General features: G+C 37.9%; 18 protein-coding genes and 1 tRNA gene. 17 read left to right on the top strand and 2 right to left on the bottom strand.

The features are described from left to right. Window positions 1-10 precede the first annotated feature (10 nt). The 11 genes from lgt to KHA87_RS12245 all read left to right on the top strand — a co-directional run bounded on the left by lgt (window position 11) and on the right by KHA87_RS12245 (window position 10,114). A complete protein-coding gene (lgt, locus tag KHA87_RS12295) occupies window positions 11-826 on the top strand; it encodes a prolipoprotein diacylglyceryl transferase (RefSeq protein ID WP_213094463.1) in 816 nt (271 codons plus the stop codon). Window positions 827-857: 31 nt separating this feature from the next. After that, window positions 858-1,802 (top strand): nucleoside recognition domain-containing protein, encoded by a 945-nt coding sequence (locus KHA87_RS12290; RefSeq protein WP_213094462.1) that lies wholly within the window; start codon window positions 858-860, stop codon window positions 1,800-1,802. 100 nt (window positions 1,803-1,902) lie between these two features. Then, window positions 1,903-2,556, top strand: coding sequence for a pyrophosphatase PpaX (gene ppaX, locus KHA87_RS12285; protein ID WP_213094461.1), 654 nt, complete (start codon window positions 1,903-1,905; stop codon window positions 2,554-2,556). Continuing rightward, entirely contained in the window at window positions 2,553-3,098 is a 546-nt protein-coding gene (locus KHA87_RS12280; RefSeq protein WP_213094460.1) for an acyltransferase, read from the top strand. The genes ppaX and KHA87_RS12280 overlap by 4 nt, the downstream gene beginning before the upstream one ends. 197 nt (window positions 3,099-3,295) lie before the next feature. Then, window positions 3,296-4,810 (top strand): tetratricopeptide repeat protein, encoded by a 1,515-nt coding sequence (locus KHA87_RS12275; protein ID WP_213094459.1) that lies wholly within the window; start codon window positions 3,296-3,298, stop codon window positions 4,808-4,810. A gap of 191 nt (window positions 4,811-5,001) precedes the next feature. Next, the gene (gene trxB / locus KHA87_RS12270) at window positions 5,002-5,940 is read left to right on the top strand and encodes a thioredoxin-disulfide reductase (RefSeq protein ID WP_213094458.1); all 939 of its coding nucleotides are present in this window, start codon (window positions 5,002-5,004) and stop codon (window positions 5,938-5,940) included. 341 nt (window positions 5,941-6,281) lie between these two features. Further along, a complete protein-coding gene (locus KHA87_RS12265) occupies window positions 6,282-6,740 on the top strand; it encodes an NUDIX hydrolase (protein WP_213094457.1) in 459 nt (152 codons plus the stop codon). A 105-nt stretch (window positions 6,741-6,845) separates the two neighbouring features. Next, entirely contained in the window at window positions 6,846-7,757 is a 912-nt protein-coding gene (gene rapZ / locus KHA87_RS12260; RefSeq protein WP_213094456.1) for an RNase adapter RapZ, read from the top strand. Next, window positions 7,735-8,697, top strand: coding sequence for a gluconeogenesis factor YvcK family protein (locus tag KHA87_RS12255; protein ID WP_213094455.1), 963 nt, complete (start codon window positions 7,735-7,737; stop codon window positions 8,695-8,697). The genes rapZ and KHA87_RS12255 overlap by 23 nt, the downstream gene beginning before the upstream one ends. Before the next feature lie 42 nt (window positions 8,698-8,739). Continuing rightward, a complete protein-coding gene (gene whiA / locus KHA87_RS12250) occupies window positions 8,740-9,693 on the top strand; it encodes a DNA-binding protein WhiA (RefSeq protein WP_213094454.1) in 954 nt (317 codons plus the stop codon). A gap of 163 nt (window positions 9,694-9,856) precedes the next feature. Continuing rightward, window positions 9,857-10,114, top strand: a complete 258-nt coding sequence (locus tag KHA87_RS12245; protein WP_213094453.1) for an HPr family phosphocarrier protein — start codon at window positions 9,857-9,859, stop codon at window positions 10,112-10,114. A gap of 705 nt (window positions 10,115-10,819) precedes the next feature. On the opposite strand, the gene clpP is transcribed toward KHA87_RS12245, so the two are convergent. Beyond that, complete coding sequence (clpP, locus tag KHA87_RS12240) at window positions 10,820-11,437, bottom strand: ATP-dependent Clp endopeptidase proteolytic subunit ClpP (protein WP_213094452.1); 618 nt, start codon at window positions 11,435-11,437, stop codon at window positions 10,820-10,822. Between the two features lie 317 nt (window positions 11,438-11,754). Between clpP and KHA87_RS12235 the strand changes: the two genes are divergently transcribed. Continuing rightward, window positions 11,755-11,826, top strand: a tRNA-Arg gene (locus KHA87_RS12235). Window positions 11,827-11,877: 51 nt separating this feature from the next. On the opposite strand, the gene KHA87_RS12230 is transcribed toward KHA87_RS12235, so the two are convergent. Further along, complete coding sequence (locus tag KHA87_RS12230; RefSeq protein ID WP_213094451.1) at window positions 11,878-12,912, bottom strand: phosphodiester glycosidase family protein; 1,035 nt, start codon at window positions 12,910-12,912, stop codon at window positions 11,878-11,880. Window positions 12,913-13,136: 224 nt separating this feature from the next. Here KHA87_RS12230 and rpoN point away from each other — a divergent pair, with 224 nt between their 5' ends. The 5 genes from rpoN (at window position 13,137) to KHA87_RS12205 (ending at window position 18,335) form a co-directional block, all read left to right on the top strand. Continuing rightward, the gene (gene rpoN / locus KHA87_RS12225; RefSeq protein WP_213094450.1) at window positions 13,137-14,468 is read left to right on the top strand and encodes an RNA polymerase factor sigma-54; all 1,332 of its coding nucleotides are present in this window, start codon (window positions 13,137-13,139) and stop codon (window positions 14,466-14,468) included. A 16-nt stretch (window positions 14,469-14,484) separates the two neighbouring features. Next, the gene (locus KHA87_RS12220) at window positions 14,485-14,736 is read left to right on the top strand and encodes a glutaredoxin family protein (protein ID WP_213094449.1); all 252 of its coding nucleotides are present in this window, start codon (window positions 14,485-14,487) and stop codon (window positions 14,734-14,736) included. Between the two features lie 129 nt (window positions 14,737-14,865). After that, a complete protein-coding gene (locus tag KHA87_RS12215) occupies window positions 14,866-15,891 on the top strand; it encodes a sugar-binding transcriptional regulator (RefSeq protein ID WP_213094448.1) in 1,026 nt (341 codons plus the stop codon). Between the two features lie 96 nt (window positions 15,892-15,987). Next, entirely contained in the window at window positions 15,988-16,995 is a 1,008-nt protein-coding gene (gap, locus tag KHA87_RS12210) for a type I glyceraldehyde-3-phosphate dehydrogenase (protein WP_213094447.1), read from the top strand. A 155-nt stretch (window positions 16,996-17,150) separates the two neighbouring features. After that, the gene (locus KHA87_RS12205; RefSeq protein ID WP_213094446.1) at window positions 17,151-18,335 is read left to right on the top strand and encodes a phosphoglycerate kinase; all 1,185 of its coding nucleotides are present in this window, start codon (window positions 17,151-17,153) and stop codon (window positions 18,333-18,335) included. Window positions 18,336-18,466 lie beyond the last annotated feature (131 nt).

The following is an 18,466-nucleotide window of genomic DNA, read 5'->3' as shown; positions in this document are numbered from 1 at the left end:
AGTACAGTATATGGATAATATCAAACCACTAAATCCAATTGCCTTGCATTTAGGCGCCTTTGAAGTTCATTGGTATGGAATTATTATTGGTTGTGGAATTGCAATCGGATTATTTTTGGCCATTAGAGAAGGGGAGAAGCTTGGAATTGATAAGGATTTATTTGCGGACTTAATGATCTGGGCAATTCCTATCTCGATTATTTGTGCACGGATTTATTATGTTTTATTTGAGTGGAGCTATTATTCCGTTCATCCAGGCGAAATTATTAAAATTTGGAATGGCGGGATTGCTATCCATGGCGGTTTAATTGGCGCGGTATTAACGGCAGTCATTTTTTCAAAAGCAAAAAATATTTCCTTCTGGAAGCTTGCAGATATATGCGCACCTAGTATTATTTTAGGCCAGGCAATCGGGCGCTGGGGAAACTTCATGAACCAGGAAGCTCATGGCAAAGAGGTTAGCCGTACATTCCTGGAGAATCTACATTTACCTGATTTTATCATTAATCAAATGTATATTAATGGACATTATTATCATCCTACCTTTTTATATGAATCCGTATGGGATATCGTTGGTTTTATCATTCTCCTTAGCCTAAGAAGGGTAAATTTACGTCGTGGGGAAATTTTCTTAAGCTACTTAATTTGGTATTCCATCGGTCGCTTCTTTATTGAAGGAATGAGAACAGACAGTTTAATGCTAACGGCTGATTTGCGCATGGCACAAATGATTTCTATCGCATTAATAGTGGTTGCCATGATCCTATGGATTTATAGAAGAAAAGCAGGTTTCTCTGCTATGCGTTATCGGGAAACTTCCATTTAACTTTTGAAATGACTATGGGGAGATTGAAAGAATGCTGCAAACGTTAAAAACAGGCTTACTATCGGGATTAAAAACAACCTGGACATTAGGGAAAATTATTTTTCCCATCACATTACTTATCACGATATTGCAATATACACCGATTTTACCATGGATTATTAAAATAATTTCCCCTCTAATGGGGATGATCGGTTTATCTGGTGATGCTGCCATCCCAATTGTTTTAGGGAACTTTTTGAATTTATATGCAGGAATTGCAGGGATTCTATCTGTTGATTTAACGGTAAAAGAGGTTTTCATTATTGCGGTAATGCTGAGCTTTGCCCATAACCTATTTATTGAATCTAGTGTTGCCATTAAGGTAGGGGTCAGAATATGGGTAATGATTGTAGTACGTGTTGGCCTTGCAATTTTATCAGCAATTTTTATCAACCTTTTCTGGCATGGGGGACATCAGCCTGCCCATTATAGTGCAATGGCGCCGGTTCAGGAAAGTATTACAGGGGTTTGGCCAGTTATCTTAGACGGGATCGAAAAAGCTGCTCTTGGTGTGTATAAGCTTGCAGAAATAGTGATTCCACTAATGATAGGGATCCAAATTTTAAAGGACTTGCAATTGTTAAAAATCTTCTCGCGTTGGATGGCTCCTGTAACAAGGCTATTAGGGATGAAGGAAAATACATCTACAACGCTTGCAGCAGGGTTATTTTTTGGCTTGGCTTACGGAGCGGGAGTAATGATACAAGCGGTTCAAGAAGATGGTGTCAGCAAGAAAGATGCTACGCTAGCATTTATTTTCCTTTGCGGCTGTCATGCTGTTGTAGAGGATACGCTTATTTTCGTTCCTCTAGGCATTCCTGTGATATATCTTTTACTTGTAAGACTCTTTACAGCTATCATATTGACTTTTATAGTAGGATTTATTTGGAACCGTATGAACTTTCAAAAAAGCACTCCAACAACCATAGAGGGATAAAAGTGAAACTGGCATTCGCCAGTTTCTTTTCATTTTTTTCAAAAAGCTTTATCATTAAGGAAAGAAAAGAAAATCTTAATGCTAGGAAGGGTAACATACTATGCAAAAACATATATCTACGATTCTTTTTGATTTAGATGGTACGCTAATTGACACGAATGAATTGATCATTGCTTCTTTTTTACATACGTTCAACCATTATTATCCCGGAAAATACACGAGAGAAGACGTTCTACCGTTTATCGGACCATCGCTAAAGGAAACCATGTCCTCCATTGATCCTGATCGGGTGGACGAAATGATTGAAAGATACCGTACTCATAACCTTGCAAACCATGATCTTCTCGTAAAGGAATTCGACGGTGTATATGAAACGGTACAAACACTAAAGGAAAAAGGATATAAGCTGGCAATTGTGTCCACTAAAATGTCCGCTACAGTAAAGAAAGGCCTTAAGCTGACGAATCTCGATTCATTCTTTGAAATAATTGTGGCGATTGATGATGTGGAGAACGTAAAACCGCATCCTGAACCAATTGAAAAAGCATTGAAACTGCTTGGATCGACTCCGCAGGAAAGCATAATGGTAGGGGATAATTATCACGATATTGTGGGAGCGAAAAATGCAGGTACATTATCGGCGGGAGTATCTTGGTCTGCAAAAGGCCGTGCCTATATTGAAAAATTTGAACCTGATTTCATTCTGGATAATATGCGAGATCTTCTAGATATCGTCGGGGCGGTAAATGAATGAGAAAAACGGAGCGTTTCCCCGTTTCAGGAGCAAATTCCCTATGGCATGTGTATAAAACGGTACCTTTTTGGAAAGTAGTGAAAAATTTCATCGTGATCCAATTGGCTCGATATACCCCTTTTCTGGGCTTGAAAAACTGGCTGTACAGAGTTTTTTTAAGAATGGATATTGGCAGTCAAACATCTTTTGCCTTAATGGTGATGCTGGATGTCATGTTTCCAGAGAAAATCTCAGTCGGAAAAAATACGGTTATAGGCTATAATACTACCATCTTAGCTCACGAATATTTAATAAAGGAATACCGGCTAGGTAAGGTGGAAATTGGAAGTGAAGTGATGATAGGAGCTAATTCGACCATATTGCCGGGAGTGAAGATTGGGGATGGGGCGATTATTTCTGCAGGCACTCTTATTCATAAGGACGTTCCGGCAGGTGCTTTTGTTGGTGGAAATCCGATGAAGGTAATTTATACGAAGGAACAATTAGAAGAAAGATGGGCATTAGACCCGATTTATGGAAAAGCGGATAAAAGGTACCTGTAAAAAGCAGGTACCTTAAAATTTGCCTGTTAATCATTATTACTATATATGTTATACTACAGTAGTTATGATTGTTTTCATCTAAAAATGGATGAATTTTCTTTGCATCTTTTTGTATATGCAGTGTTCGATAGCATTAATCAGCTGCAAGTTTACGAAAAGATCTATCGTTTATCTTTGAAGATTTGTGAGGGACCTTAATGGCAAAAGACTCAAAAGTAAGACAGGAGCAAGGCGTTGTCCTGTCCTTTATACCAACAGGTGAATATTATTTTAATAAAGGGATAAATGCTTATCATAGACATGATTTAAAAAAGGCGAAGAAATATTTGCAGCGTGCGATGCAGCTTGAACCATATGAACCGATGATTGCCTGCCAGCTTGGTTTAGTTTGTATGCAGCTGGATGAATTTCAGCAATCTAATGAGCTTTTTACACAAATATTGGATGAATTAGATCCTAGTATGACAGAGTGTCATTATTTTTTGGCAAATAATTTCGCAGAGCTGGGACTTTTTCATGAAGCATATAAGCATGCAAATAAATATTTGGAGCTTGATCCATATGGAGAGTTTGCTGAGGAAGCGGAAGATTTAATATATGTTATCAATACCGAAGAAGCAGATTTAGAGGATTCCTTGTATATGCAGGATGAGCTTATCATGAAACAAGAAAAAGCAAGACAGCTTCTAGAATCAGGTAACTTCCAAATGGCAATAAAGAGCTTAAAAGAAATTATTGAAAAATATCCGGATTTCTGGTCTGCCTACAATAATCTTGCGCTTGGTTATTTTTATTTAGGTGATATGGAGAAAGCGGCAAATGTGCTAAAGGATCTGCTGGACAAGAATCCTGGAAACCTCCACGCGCTTTGCAATTTAGCGGTGTTTTTATATCATCAGCATCGTGATAAGGAGCTGCAGGAATTAGTAGATGGTCTTGAAAAAATTCAGCCCATTCTCATTGAACACCAATATAAACTAGGTGCCACTTTTGCACTTCTTGGGAATCATCAAAAAGCATTTTTCTGGTTAAACAAGCTCAAAAAGCAAGGGTTTGAAGGGGATGCCAGCTTTTACTATTGGCTTTCACATGTTGCTTTTACTACCGGTCACGAACAAACAGCAAAATCTGCATGGAAGCAATTGTTAGAGATTAGTCCTGAAAAAGAAGGATCAGAACCGTGGAATAATAATCGCTCGAATGATACAGGCTTTGAAAATCATGTAACTTCCATACTGAAAAAGTTGAGAAGTGAATATTTAGAAGAGCGGTTATTTGGAATTTTTCTATTGTCTATTTCGAATAGAAGGCAAGAGGTTATTTCTCATCCGGATTTTAAAAGCTTGGACGAGTTTTCCATCACAGAGAAAATTTATTTAGCTAATGTATTAGACGCTGGGATGAAGGAGCAGTTTGATCCAGATGGAATTATTGGAAAAGGCCATGGTGTCGCAACATTATTGTACGAGCATCATCACCCAATCCATCCGCAAACAACCGGCTTATTCCTTATGTGGTTTTCCATTTTTATTAATGGGTTAAAGGATGGGGTATCTTTTACCAATATGAAGGCATATGCTGCTGCGGTGGAATATGCTTGGCATAAGCTAAATGACGAGAAAAAATCCCAATTGGAAATTGCGAATCGGTACGATATTTCAACATCAACCTTGCAAAAGTATTCGAAGCTTATTCAGCATTATAATGAGTAAGCATTTCCTTGGACGTATGATGATTAATCTACTAAGATATAGATAATCATTATCCGTATTAGTTAGGGTTATAGCAAATTTGACCACCAATTCTAGCCATTATTATTCATAAGTAAAACCGGGAATGATAAAACAGAAAAGGCGGATAACAATAGAAATAGAATATTGGGCGTTGTAAGGAGTGTTGAGATATGGATGAAAAAATATATGATTTAATCATTATAGGAGCTGGCCCTGCAGGTATGACTGCAGCTGTATACGCATCGCGCGCTAACTTATCTACCTTAATGATTGAGCGTGGAGTTCCAGGCGGTCAAATGGCCAATACAGAAGAAGTAGAAAATTACCCTGGATATGATAGCATTTTGGGTCCAGAGCTATCCAATAAAATGTTTGAGCATGCGAAGAAATTCGGTGCCGAGTATGCATATGGAGATATTAAGGAAATTGTAGACGGCGAAGAGTATAAAACCTTAAAAGCTGGATCGAAGGAATTTAAAGCAAGAGCGATTATTATTGCTACAGGTGCCGAATATAAAAAAATCGGCGTACCTGGAGAAAAAGAATTAGGCGGACGCGGTGTTTCTTACTGTGCGGTATGTGACGGCGCCTTCTTTAAAAACAAGGAGTTAGTCGTTGTTGGCGGAGGAGACTCTGCAGTAGAGGAAGGTGTATACCTTACTCGCTTTGCCAATAAAGTAACGATCGTACACCGTCGTGATCAATTAAGGGCACAAAAGATTATTCAAGATCGGGCTTTTTCTAATGAAAAGGTTGATTTCATTTGGAACCATACGGTGAAGGAAATTAATGAAAATGAAGGTAAAGTGGGATCTGTTACTCTTGTTTCAACGGAAGATGGCAGTGAAAGTGAATTTAAGACAGACGGAGTGTTTATCTATATCGGTTTAGTACCTTTAACAAAACCATTTGAAAGCCTTGGGATCGTAAATGAAACAGGCTATATCGAAACTAACGATGATATGGAAACGAAAATTCCGGGAATCTTTGCAGCTGGAGATGTTCGCGAAAAAACACTTCGCCAAATTGTTACCGCTACTGGGGACGGAAGTATTGCCGCACAAAGTGCTCAGCATTATATTGAAGAACTAAAAGAAAAAATCAAGTAATAGACACGCTTTAGTCTTTTAAAGGGATATTTGATAAAAGTAATTTTGTTTTAATTTTCCTGTAATGTTTGTGAAATATTAATCATGTATAGTATAGATAAATGAAATTGACCCCCTTTTTAATAAGACCCCTTGATGAGCCCAGGCATTGCCTGAGCTTTTTTTTTACGGCGGTTAAAAGGAATTACCCCGTAATTGGCATTTGTGAGGAAGTTAGATAAATAGTATAATAAAGAGAATAATTATAGCTTAAACTCTATTAGTAAGGCGCAATTTCTTATTTTCGTTATTGGAAATAGTAAGAGTCTGCCTTGAGAATAGACAGTAGGCGAGGTGAGAGTGTGCAGCGTGTTACAAATTGTGTATTAATAAACAATCAGAAAATCTTGCTGCTGCAGAAGCCAAGGCGTAATTGGTGGGTAGCTCCCGGCGGCAAAATGGAGCAGGGTGAATCTATTCGGGAAGCCGTTATTCGGGAATACCGGGAAGAAACCGGAATCTATTTAAAACAACCTACATTAAAGGGAGTTTTTACCTTTATCATTATGGAGAAGGAAAATGTAGTCTCGGAGTGGATGATGTTTTCCTTTGTGGCAAAGGACTTTGATGGTATGCAGCTGGAGACTTCGGAGGAAGGAACTTTGGCTTGGCACCCGATTGATGAAGTGAATAATCTTCCGATGGCAAAAGGTGATTATCATATACTTGATTACCTTATCCATGGAAAAGGCATCATTTATGGCCAATTTACATATACACCAGACTTCGAGCTTATTTCATATCGCATAGATCCTAGTTAAAGCATAATACACATGCTTTAGGATGGAAGCTTAAAATATTATTATTTTCAATCATTCTTAATGGAATTTTTATAGAGGGTTCTTTATTTACGGGGGGACATGATCATGAGCACAGATGCAAATAATGTACAATTAGTTATCATTACAGGCATGTCTGGGGCTGGAAAAACAGTTGCCATACAAAGCTTCGAGGATTTAGGATTCTTTTGTGTTGATAACTTGCCGCCGACATTGCTTCCAAAATTTTTGGAGCTAATGAAGGATTCTAATAATAAAATGAATAAAGTGGCTCTTGGCATGGACCTTCGTGGGAGAGAATTTTTTGATTCCTTGTTTAAAGCATTAGATGAATTAGCAGAAATTTCATGGGTCTCGCCAAAAATTCTGTTCCTTAATGCTGATGATTCCGTCTTAGTAAGAAGATACAAAGAGACAAGGCGACTGCATCCATTGTCTCCTACAGGATTGCCGCTGGAAGGCATTGCTCAGGAGAGAATGCTTTTAGAGGAACTAAAGGGTCGTGCCCAAATTTTATATAATACATCGAAAATGTCACCGCGGGAACTAAGGGAAAAAATTCTAACAGAGTTTTCAATTAATAAACAAGCAACTTTTACAGTGAATGTAATGTCATTTGGATTTAAACATGGGATTCCTATTGATGCGGATTTAGTATTTGATGTCCGTTTCTTGCCGAATCCATATTATATACAGCATATGCGCCCAAAAACGGGGCTTGATCAAGAGGTATATGATTATGTATTAAAATGGAATGAGACGCAAAAATTCCTTGAAAAAATAACTGATTTGCTTTCCTTCATGCTTCCTCATTATAAACGCGAGGGAAAAAGCCAACTAGTAATAGCGATAGGCTGTACTGGCGGTCAGCATCGTTCAGTAGCATTAACGGAGTATATTGGTCATTATTTTGAAAAGGAATATCAAACGTGCATTTCCCATAGGGATATTAAGCATATAGAAGGGAAACAACAGCATGAAAGCGGAAAAAAAGCCTAAAATCGTTATTATTGGTGGGGGAACCGGATTGCCCGTTTTATTAAGGGGTATTAAGAAATATCCAGTTGATATTACCGCTATAGTAACGGTGGCCGATGATGGTGGCAGCTCCGGTAGAATTCGGGAAGAAATGGATATGCCATCTCCCGGTGATATACGAAATGTATTGGCTGCATTATCAGATGTAGAGCCATTAGTGGAGCAAATGTTTCAGCACCGTTTTAAAACAGATCATGAATTATCAGGACATTCCTTAGGAAATTTGATTATAGCAGCTTTAACTTCTATAACCGGTAACTTTGTCCATGCAGTCCAAGAGATGAGCAAGGTTTTAAATGTAAATGGGAAGGTTTTGCCTGCTGCAAATCAAAGTGTTGTCCTCCATGCAGAAATGACAGACGGAACAATCGTATCCGGAGAGTCCAAAATACCATTTTCAGGTAAAAAGATTAATCGTGTATTTTTAACTCCCGAGGTTATATATCCACTTTCAGAAACTATTAGAGAGATCCGACAAGCAGATTTAATTGTTGTCGGCCCAGGAAGCCTATATACAAGTATATTACCTAATCTAATTGTTCCTCAGCTTGGGGAAGAAGTATGCCGGGCGAAGGCAAAGAAGGTATATATTTGTAACCTAATGACTCAAGCAGGAGAAACCCTTGACTATTCGGCAAGTGATCATGTAGAGGCGATCTATAAGCATTTAGGATGTAAATTTATCGATACTATTTTAGTAAATAATGAGGAAATACCTCACCATATACAGGTTCGATATAAGGAAGAATTGGCAAAGCCTGTTGTATATGATGTAGATAAGCTTATTGATCTAGGTTTGGATGTTATTTATGAGCAAATATTGACATATGAAAATGGATTAATTCGCCACGATACAGAGAAGGTAGCCCGTATATTATATAATTTGTTGAAACAGAGTTAATGGAAATCGAAGGTCCATTTTCACTTATTGGAGGTTTTGGGGTTGTCATTCGCATCGGAAACTAAAAAGGAATTAACCAATTTACAAGTGAAGGATTGTTGTGCTAAGGCGGAACTCTCCGCACTAATTAGGATGAATGGTTCGTTATCCTTTTCTAATAGACAATTAGTTGTAAATGTGCAGACGGAAAATGCTGCCATTGCACGCAGGATATATATCCTTATTAAAAAAATATATGATGCCCCAGTTGAATTGCTAGTACGAAAAAAAATGCGCCTTAAAAAGAATAATGTCTACATTGTCCGTTTAAAAAGCATGGCAAAAGATATACTGGAGGATTTGCAAATTTTAGGCGAGAATTTTACATTTGAACATCATATTTCACCGAACTTAGTAAAAAAGAAATGCTGTAAGCGCTCCTATTTAAGGGGAGCGTTCTTAGCCGGTGGATCGGTCAATAATCCGGAAACGTCTTCCTATCATTTAGAGATTTTCTCTTTATATAAGGAGCATAATGATTCACTATGTGAATTAATGAATTCTTTTGGCTTAAATAGTAAAACACTTGAAAGAAAAAAAGGGTTCATTACTTATTTAAAGGAAGCGGAAAAAATTACGGAATTTCTGAATGTAGTTGGAGCACACAGTGCATTATTACGTTTCGAGGATGTTCGGATTGTTCGTGATATGCGAAATTCTGTAAACAGACTCGTCAACTGCGAAACTGCAAACTTAAATAAAACAATCGGTGCATCCTTGAGGCAGGTAGAAAATATACGCTATATTGAATCGACGGTAGGTCTCCAGATTTTGCCGGAAAAATTACGGGAAATTGCTGAACTGCGGGTAGCATATCAGGATGTAACGTTAAAGGAGCTAGGTGAAATGGTTTCCGGTGGAGCAATCAGCAAATCTGGGATTAATCATCGGCTCAGAAAGATTGATGAAATTGCAGAAAAGCTGCGGGCAGGAGATTTATCAATTTCAAATAAATAAAGGCACTTTTCTTAAACATGCTGCTCTTAACAAAAACCTAGTTGTTTGTTAAGAATGAAAAATCCTTAAGAAAAGATGCCCCGAAGTTAAGTCTATATTAGAATTTATCACTTATACAATTAAAAACAGCCTAAACTAAAAGTAACATGGAGGGGGAGTCGAAATGGAAGAAAAACAAGTGGAGGTTAAACGAAAATCTGGCTTGCAGGCACGTCCGGCCGCAATGTTCGTTCAAGAGGCAAATCGTTTCTCATCTGAAATTTTTTTAGAGAAAGACGGTAAAAAAGTAAATGCAAAAAGCATCATGGGCTTAATGAGCCTTGCCGCAGGAGCTGGTGCAATCGTAACTCTTAGCGCAAGCGGTCATGATGAAAAAGAAGCTGTCCATCAATTAACGAAATTCATTGAAGACGAAAATTAATATGAAATGATATGTTACAGGTAACTAAACTGCGGGGGTTCGGTTTAGTTGCCTGTTTTTTTCATGATGGGATGAGCGTTTTTGTGGTGAGAATGTGATGTTGGTTGAAGGACAAAATATGTGATAGGGCGGAGTTTGGGAATTTCTCACGATGGGGATGAAGGACAAAATATGTGAGAGGCGAAGCCAAAATGTCTTTCATAAGAGGGATGAAGGACAAAATGTGTGAGCGGCGAAGCCAAAATGTCTTTCATAAGGGGGATGAAGGACAAAATATGTGAGCGACGAAGCCAAAATGTCTTTCATAAGGGGGATGAAGGACAAAATATGTGAGAGGCGAGGCCAAAATGTCTTTCATAAGGGGGATGAAGGACAAAATATGTGAGCGGCGGAGCCAAAATGTCTTTCATAAGGGGGATGAAGGACAAAATATGTGAGAGGCGAAGCCAAAATGTCTTTCATAAGGGGGATGAAGGACAAATTCCGGAGCAGTCAGGTTAAAATGTCTCATATCAAGGTTCAATTGAAAAAAAACCGAACGAACAAGGAAGAATATCTCTAATAAAATGAACTCGTATAATTAGCTGAACTATAAACAATCCTCCATAATACAACCCGCATAGCATGCAAGAAAACTTAGTTCTATATCTATTCAAGGCAAAAAAAAATAGCCTTTTAATTTCAAAGGCTATCTTGATTTCTTGATTATTTTTTCGTATCTAATTCATTACGCGTAATAATTTTATCCACTAAGCCATATTCCAATGCCTTTTCAGCTGTCATGAAGTTATCACGATCGGTATCCCTGCTGATTACTTCAAGTGGCTGTCCAGTGCGTTCTGAGAGAATGGTATTTAGTTTTTCACGTAAGAACAAAATACGTTTTGCAGCAATTTCGATTTCGGTTGCTTGGCCTTGAGCACCGCCAAGTGGTTGATGGATCATTACTTCACTGTTAGGTAAGGCAATACGCTTGCCTTTTTCCCCAGCAGCAAGCAGGAAAGCTCCCATCGATGCAGCCATACCAATACAAATAGTTTGAACATCTGATTTAATGTACTGCATTGTATCATAAATCGCCATACCTGCTGTAATGCTTCCGCCTGGGCTATTGATATAAAGGGATATATCTTTTTCAGGATTTTCAGCATCTAAGAATAATAATTGAGCAACAATCGAATTTGCTACTTGATCATCAATGGCACTGCCTAGCATAATGATGCGATCTTTTAACAATCGGGAGTAAATATCATATGCGCGCTCTCCACGATTGGTTTGTTCAATAACTGTAGGGATTAAGTTCATACTTTCTCCTCCTAACATTTTTTCATTATTCAGGGCAATACAAACCCGAATGGTTATTAAGGAAAATTCATCCTCATGTACTTAACATCATACACTAATGGTCAATAAAGGTCAAACGAATCGCTTATAATTTTAAAAAAACTTGGGAAAGGCGAATACCTTAAAGCTACTTTTAAAATCCAGATGAAATATTCAAGGAAATCTATCAACCATTTATTGTACAAATAAAAATATCCTTTATTCATCATTAACAAATTCGGTCTATTTTAAACGAGAAAATTACTTGCAATAAACTGATTTCTGGACTATAATTAAAAATCGTACAGTTCTAAAATGCCCTCGTGGTGCAACGGATAGCACGTAAGATTCCGGTTCTTAAAATGGGGGTTCGATTCCCTCCGAGGGCGCTACATAAAAAACACACCTTCCTATTTAGAAAGGTGTGTTTTTTCATTTTTTTAAGGAATTACTACCCAAGCATTTGGCAGGTAACGCATTCCTACCGCTGTGTCCGTTGCAGGCTTTAATAGCAATTGCTCATTATAGATCATCGTTGTAGATCCTCCGCCATCCATAGCAATAGCATTCGTTACATGATACTTTTCAAACATACCGGCCATATCGGACATAGATGCACCACGATGTGTTTTATCCCAATAAAAGCGTCCATCCGTAATAATCATTATTACACTGCCGTCCTTTGCTTGCCCAATAGCTGTTCGAGGTGCCCAGCCCCAAGCGCCATCGATACTGGATGTAACACGATTCACCCCATCCACAATCAATTGAGGACCAAAGCTCACGGCATCCGTTACGCCAAGATTCAAAAGTTCATTTACGGAATATTTCCCAGTAATAAATTGACCATCCTTTAGAAATCCTCCTACAAGAAGAGGAGTATTACGATTTCCTCTTGGTGAGGTAAGGACATCCCCCTTACTAATAACGATTCCTGTCGCCGTTCCTCCTGATCCGGTTCCCCCCCGATCTACAAAGCCTCCGCCATTAATGCCTGCAATCCCGTTATTTTCTTTTATCAAATCAGATAGCGGCTGGCCCTTGTTGCTGAGTCTTGATTGAACAAGGTGAACCTTTGTAGGATCAGAAATAATTAATACCTTTGCTGTGTAATTAGATGTTTCGATTGTATCCACTCGAACTGAAAGTTTTTCTTTTTTATTAGGGTCCATTCCTGTCACTGTTGATTGGGCGGTAGGAGGATGGTGGAATGCCTTGAGCAATTCCTCCATTTCCGTTTTTGTGAGCAAAAACCCTAAGTATTTTGCATATCTAGCATGCTGTGTAGACAAAACAGTTCCGACAAGCATTTTTCTTAATTGCAATCCAGTATCTGTTGTATATATAAAAATGCATCCTAGCAAAAAGGATGTTAAAAAAATAGCTCCAATTATTCGCCAAATGCGTTTTTTGCTTCGTTTTCGACGTCTGCTTGATCTTGTTGCGAGTGTAGTTTCCATTTTTAATTCACTCATGCCAACTCTCCCTTAAACTTGAAATAAGCCGAGGATACCAGTATATTTTACCTATTTTTCAATCAATCTGCCAATCTATTTTTTCAGGATTTTAGTCCAGTTATTTCATATAAAATACAGATTAACCCAATATTCATAATACTTTAGCGCCTTCGAAAAAAAGAAAAATAATATACGAAACAATGAATCTGGTGTAAAATAAACCTAGAAAGGGGATGTTTTTTATGGATATGCAAATTGGGATTTTGCAGCAACAGTCATTAAAATTGACCATGACACAAGAATTAAAGCAGGCTATACAAATATTACAATATTCTGCACAGGAATTATCCTCTTTTTTGGAATCAAAAGCACTTGAAAATCCCCTTATACAATTAGAAAATTCAAATATTAAGTTAATGGACCCTCATTTTGACTATACAAAGAAAAGCAAATTTAGAGCGATGGAGAAGGATGATAAAGATTGGATGCAGCAAATTGCTCATCGGTCAGGAACATTGCAAGAATATTTATTATTTCAAACCAATTTGAAAGCGCTAACAAATAGTGAACAGAAAGTCATATATTATCTTATTTATAATCTCGATTCGAATGGGTATTTAACAATAGATAAACAAGAAGGATTGATTACTCTCCAAGTAACGGAAGAGGAATTAAATAAAGCGATTCATTTTTTACAGTCACTTGAGCCAGTAGGAGTCGGTGCCCAAAGCTTGCAGGAATGTTTATTGCTGCAAGCGAATAAAAAAAGAAACTGTCCGCCTGTAGTAAAAGAGATTCTTCAAGACCACTTTATGGACTTTGCTGAAAAAAGGTGGAAAATCATTGCTAAGCAATTAAGTGTCAGTATTGGGCAGATTCAAGAAGCTGCAGATTTTATTCAGACCTTGGATCCGAGACCTGGGGCACAATTTATTACCGAACGCCCTTCTTATGTAGTGCCGGATCTAATTGTAACGTTTGATCAGTCGATGCTCGGAGTGCAGCTTTTTGAAAAGCATTTACCACGTGTGCAATTTCAAAGGGATTATTATACAATGATGTCATCCTATAAGGATAGCCAAGTGAAACAGTTTCTTAAGGAAAAATCTCATGATTTTCATTGGTTAATGAAAGGGCTTGAGCAGCGGAAGGAAACATTGTTAAAGGTGGGCTCTTCTATTTTGCAAAAACAAGTGAACTTCTTTCTTAAAGGAAAGGAATACTTAAAGCCTATGACCATGAAGGAAGTAGCAGATGAGATTGGAACTCATGAGTCAACTGTCAGCAGGGCCGTTCGGGAAAAATATATCCAGACCCCTTTTGGAACCTTTGAATTGAAATATTTTTTTTCAGCAGCTTTACTCAGCCTAGAGGAATCAAATGCATCCGCAGTTCAGGTGAAAAATAAAATTGCATATTTAATCCAGCACGAAGATAAAATAAAACCACTTTCTGACCAGGCGATTGTGGAGCATTTACATGGTGAAGGGATAGTTGTTTCCAGAAGAACGGTTGCGAAGTACAGGGATCAATTGAAGATACTACCTTCATCAAAACGGAGGCGTTTTGTGTAGGAAAGGAGCAATACGAGTGCAGCAAGTGATACTTTACTCAAGAAAGCAATGTCATCTTTGCGAAGATGCAAGGATCATTCTTCAGGAATTACAGCAGGATTATTCATTTGAAATTAAAGAAAAAGATATTGATAGCAACGACGAATGGACGCAAAATTTTGGATTGATGATTCCGGTCGTCGAAATAGACGGGGAAATTATTCAATATGGACAAATCGATTCTTTTACCGTTAGTGAATGTTTACGAAAAAAAGTTGATGCAATTTAGTTGAATTATAAAAATACCCTTGCTAAAATAAAAATTGTAGCAAGGGTATTTTTTTTCGAGGTAACGGGACATAATATGTCTATGCGGGACTCTTTTTGACCCGATGTAAAGAAAAAGGGGCAATGGAAGATGTACTCATTCATTGAGGTTCAAAAAAAATTATTACCCGATTTGCTTTCCACTATGCAAAAACGATATCAGATCTTAAAATCAATCTATTTTATGGAACCTGTTGGTAGAAGAACTTTAGCAGGGGAGCTTGGACATTCAGAAAGAGTGTTGCGAAGTGAAGTGGAGTTTTTAAAAGATCAAAAGCTTATTTCCATCCAGTCATCCGGAATGAGTGTCACGGACCAAGGCTTAAAGGTATTGCAGGATTTGGAAAGTATGATGAGAGAGATTACGGGTATTAATGAAATGGAAGAGCAATTAAAAAAAATATTGAACCTTCAGGAAGTTGTCATCGTACCGGGAAACAGTGATGAAACCCCTTGGGTCAAAGGTGAACTTGGCAGGGCATGTGCAAAGAGAATGAAACTTCATCTTGACGGGAAAAATATCATAGCTGTTACAGGCGGGACTACAATGGCTACTGTTGCGGACATGTTAACATCCAATTTTACCGAGAATGAAATTATTTTCGTCCCTGCAAGAGGGGGAATTGGAGAGGATGTTAAAAACCAAGCAAATACGATTTGTGCCAAAATGGCAGAAAATACTGGTTCCCAGCATCGTGTTCTATATGTTCCAGACCAGGTCAGTAAGGAAGTGTATGATTCCATTGTAAAAGAACCGATGATTAATGAGGTTCTGCATCTAATTAAAAATGCAAATATCGTGCTTCATGGTATTGGCGATGCCCATACGATGGCTAAACGCAGGAAAACCAAAGAAGAGGATATGCGTAAAATCATCGATGGTCATGCTGTTGGGGAGGCATTCGGTTATTATTTCAATGAAGATGGGGATATTGTTCATAAGGTACCTACAATCGGTCTTCAATTAAATGATTTGCCCAAAGTGAAGAATGTCCTTGCCGTAGCCGGTGGAACATCAAAGGCAAAGGCAATAAAAGCGTTTATGAAAGCTACTACTAAATCAACTGTATTGATTACAGATGAAGGGGCAGCTAAGGAAATACTAAATTTATCCTAGAATTAGTAAGACTCGTATACTTAATGGTTTCTTTTAAAAGGGACTATCCCTTTTGAAATATATTAAAAGGTTTATAATCCAAAGGAGGAAATATAAATGGCAGTAAAAGTTGGTATTAATGGTTTTGGTCGAATCGGACGTAATGTATTTCGTGCAGCATTAAAAAATCCTAATGTAGAAATTGTGGCAGTAAATGATTTAACAGATGCAAATATGTTAGCACATCTTTTACAATATGACAGTGTTCATGGAACACTAGAAGAAACAGTAACTGTAGATGGAGATTCCTTAGTAGTAGGCGGACATAAAGTGAAGGTTCTTGCGGAACGCGATCCTGCACAACTTGGCTGGGGAGATCTAGGCGTTGATATCGTAGTAGAATCAACAGGTCGTTTTACAAAACGCGCGGATGCAGCGAAGCACTTAGAAGCAGGAGCTAAAAAAGTAATCATCTCTGCACCTGCAACAGATGAGGACATTACCATCGTAATGGGTGTTAATGAAGATAAATATGATTCTAAAAATCACAGTGTAATTTCCAATGCATCATGTACTACAAACTGTCTTGCACCATTCGCAAAAGTGCTTAATGAAAAATTTGGAATTAAACGCGGTATGATGACAACTGTTCACTCATACACAAATGACCAACAAATTCTTGATTTACCACACAAGGATTATCGTCGTGCACGTGCAGCAGCGGAAAACATTATTCCAACTACAACAGGTGCTGCTAAAGCTGTTGCCCTTGTTTTACCAGAACTTAAAGGTAAATTAAATGGTATGGCTATGCGTGTTCCTACATCTAACGTTTCTGTAGTAGATCTTGTTGCTGAACTTGATAAAACAGTTACAGCTGAAGAAGTAAATGCTGCTTTAAAAGAAGCTGCTGAAGGCGAATTAAAAGGAATTCTTGCATACAATGATCTTCCATTAGTTTCTAGAGACTATAATGGATCTACTGTTTCATCTACAGTTGATGGATTATCTACAATGGTCTTAGATAATAATATGGTAAAAGTTCTTTCTTGGTATGATAATGAAACAGGCTATTCTAATCGTGTTGTAGATTTAGCTGATTATATTGCTCAAAAAGGATTATAATAACCATTAATATGATATATTAATTCTATTTATGTGTTATACTTTTTGAAAATTTTGATGGATATTTATGGTCCTGACATCTATAATAAAAAAGGGAGAATCAGGGGAGCGGGGAACATTCCCCACTCTTTTTTTTATATAAGGAGGCGCTAATAATGGACAAAAAAACGATAAAAGATATCGATTTAGCAGGAAAACGTGTATTTTGCCGTGTTGATTTTAACGTTCCGCTTGAAAATGGAAATGTAACGGATGATACGCGAATTCGTGCTGCATTGCCAACAATTCAATATTTAATCGAGCAAGGGGCAAAGGTTATCCTTGCCAGCCATTTAGGTCGTCCAAAAGGAAAAGTAGTAGAGGAGCTAAGATTAACTCCTGTTGCGAAACGTCTGAGTGAGCTTTTAAAGAAGGACATTCGTAAATCAAATGAAGCATATGGAGAAATTGCCAAAAGCGATGTAGAAAAGCTGGAGAATGGTGATGTTCTACTTTTAGAAAATGTACGTTTTTATCCTGGTGAGGAGAAAAATGATCCTGAGCTTGCAAAGGCTTTTGCTGAGCTTGCCGAAATTTATGTGAATGATGCATTTGGTGCGGCACATCGTGCACACGCTTCAACAGAAGGAATTGCAAAATTCTTGCCTGCAGTATGCGGCTTCTTGATGGAAAAAGAATTAGAGGTATTAGGCAAAGCTCTATCCAATCCAGAGCGTCCTTTCACTGCTATTATTGGGGGAGCAAAGGTCAAGGACAAAATCGGTGTCATCGACAATCTATTAGACAAAGTCGACAATCTCATTATTGGTGGCGGTCTAGCTTATACATTTGTGAAGGCTAAAGGCTTCGAAGTTGGAAAGTCCTTGTTGGAAGAGGATAAAATTGATTTAGCGAAATCATTCATGGAAAAAGCGGAGCAAAAAAATGTGAAGTTTTATATGCCAGTTGATGTCATTGTAGCAGATGATTTCTCTGATTCTGCTAATAAAAAGGTTGTTTCCATTGAAGAAATTCCGTCTGATTGGGAAGCGTTAGATATCGGTCCGAAAACCGTTGAAATCTACAAAGACGTAATCCAAAGCTCCAAGCTTGTTATTTGGAACGGACCAATGGGTGTCTTTGAATTAGAGTCCTTCGCAAATGGAACAAAAGGTGTGGCCCAAGCATTGGCTGATGCTGAACATACATATTCAGTAATTGGCGGTGGAGATTCTGCAGCTGCAGTGGAGAAATTCCATCTTGCCGATAAAATGGACCATATTTCTACAGGAGGCGGGGCATCCCTCGAATTCATGGAAGGGAAAACGTTACCTGGAGTAGCAGCTTTAAATGATAAGTAATGGCTGTTTTCGTATAGACTGTTAAAATCTCAAAGCTGATTTTAACCTGTTGGTTTTCGTATACTGTTATAAATCTTAATATAGTCTTAGCTTGGGGCATCTTTTATGAAAAAGATTATTTTATAACCAAA

The sequence above is a fragment of the Bacillus sp. FJAT-49736 genome (assembly GCF_018343615.1).
Lineage (GTDB): Bacteria > Bacillota > Bacilli > Bacillales > Bacillaceae_C > Margalitia.
Note: the sequence above shows the minus strand (reverse complement) of the source record. Positions and strands in the feature narration are given on the sequence as shown.

What these genes read in the sequence shown, in the direction of transcription:
- trxB (WP_213094458.1), top strand. Translation starts at nt 5,002, where the DNA reads ATGGATGAAAAAATATATGATTTAATCATTATAGGAGCTGGCCCTGCA.
- gap (WP_213094447.1), top strand. Translation starts at nt 15,988, where the DNA reads ATGGCAGTAAAAGTTGGTATTAATGGTTTTGGTCGAATCGGACGTAAT.
- rpoN (WP_213094450.1), top strand. Translation starts at nt 13,137, where the DNA reads ATGGATATGCAAATTGGGATTTTGCAGCAACAGTCATTAAAATTGACC.
- KHA87_RS12205 (WP_213094446.1), top strand. Translation starts at nt 17,151, where the DNA reads ATGGACAAAAAAACGATAAAAGATATCGATTTAGCAGGAAAACGTGTA.
- ppaX (WP_213094461.1), top strand. Translation starts at nt 1,903, where the DNA reads ATGCAAAAACATATATCTACGATTCTTTTTGATTTAGATGGTACGCTA.
- KHA87_RS12275 (WP_213094459.1), top strand. Translation starts at nt 3,296, where the DNA reads ATGGCAAAAGACTCAAAAGTAAGACAGGAGCAAGGCGTTGTCCTGTCC.
- clpP (WP_213094452.1), bottom strand. Translation starts at nt 11,437, where the DNA reads ATGTTAGGAGGAGAAAGTATGAACTTAATCCCTACAGTTATTGAACAA.
- KHA87_RS12290 (WP_213094462.1), top strand. Translation starts at nt 858, where the DNA reads ATGCTGCAAACGTTAAAAACAGGCTTACTATCGGGATTAAAAACAACC.
- lgt (WP_213094463.1), top strand. Translation starts at nt 11, where the DNA reads ATGGATAATATCAAACCACTAAATCCAATTGCCTTGCATTTAGGCGCC.
- KHA87_RS12255 (WP_213094455.1), top strand. Translation starts at nt 7,735, where the DNA reads ATGAAAGCGGAAAAAAAGCCTAAAATCGTTATTATTGGTGGGGGAACC.
- KHA87_RS12215 (WP_213094448.1), top strand. Translation starts at nt 14,866, where the DNA reads ATGTACTCATTCATTGAGGTTCAAAAAAAATTATTACCCGATTTGCTT.
- rapZ (WP_213094456.1), top strand. Translation starts at nt 6,846, where the DNA reads ATGAGCACAGATGCAAATAATGTACAATTAGTTATCATTACAGGCATG.
- KHA87_RS12280 (WP_213094460.1), top strand. Translation starts at nt 2,553, where the DNA reads ATGAGAAAAACGGAGCGTTTCCCCGTTTCAGGAGCAAATTCCCTATGG.
- KHA87_RS12245 (WP_213094453.1), top strand. Translation starts at nt 9,857, where the DNA reads ATGGAAGAAAAACAAGTGGAGGTTAAACGAAAATCTGGCTTGCAGGCA.
- KHA87_RS12230 (WP_213094451.1), bottom strand. Translation starts at nt 12,912, where the DNA reads ATGAGTGAATTAAAAATGGAAACTACACTCGCAACAAGATCAAGCAGA.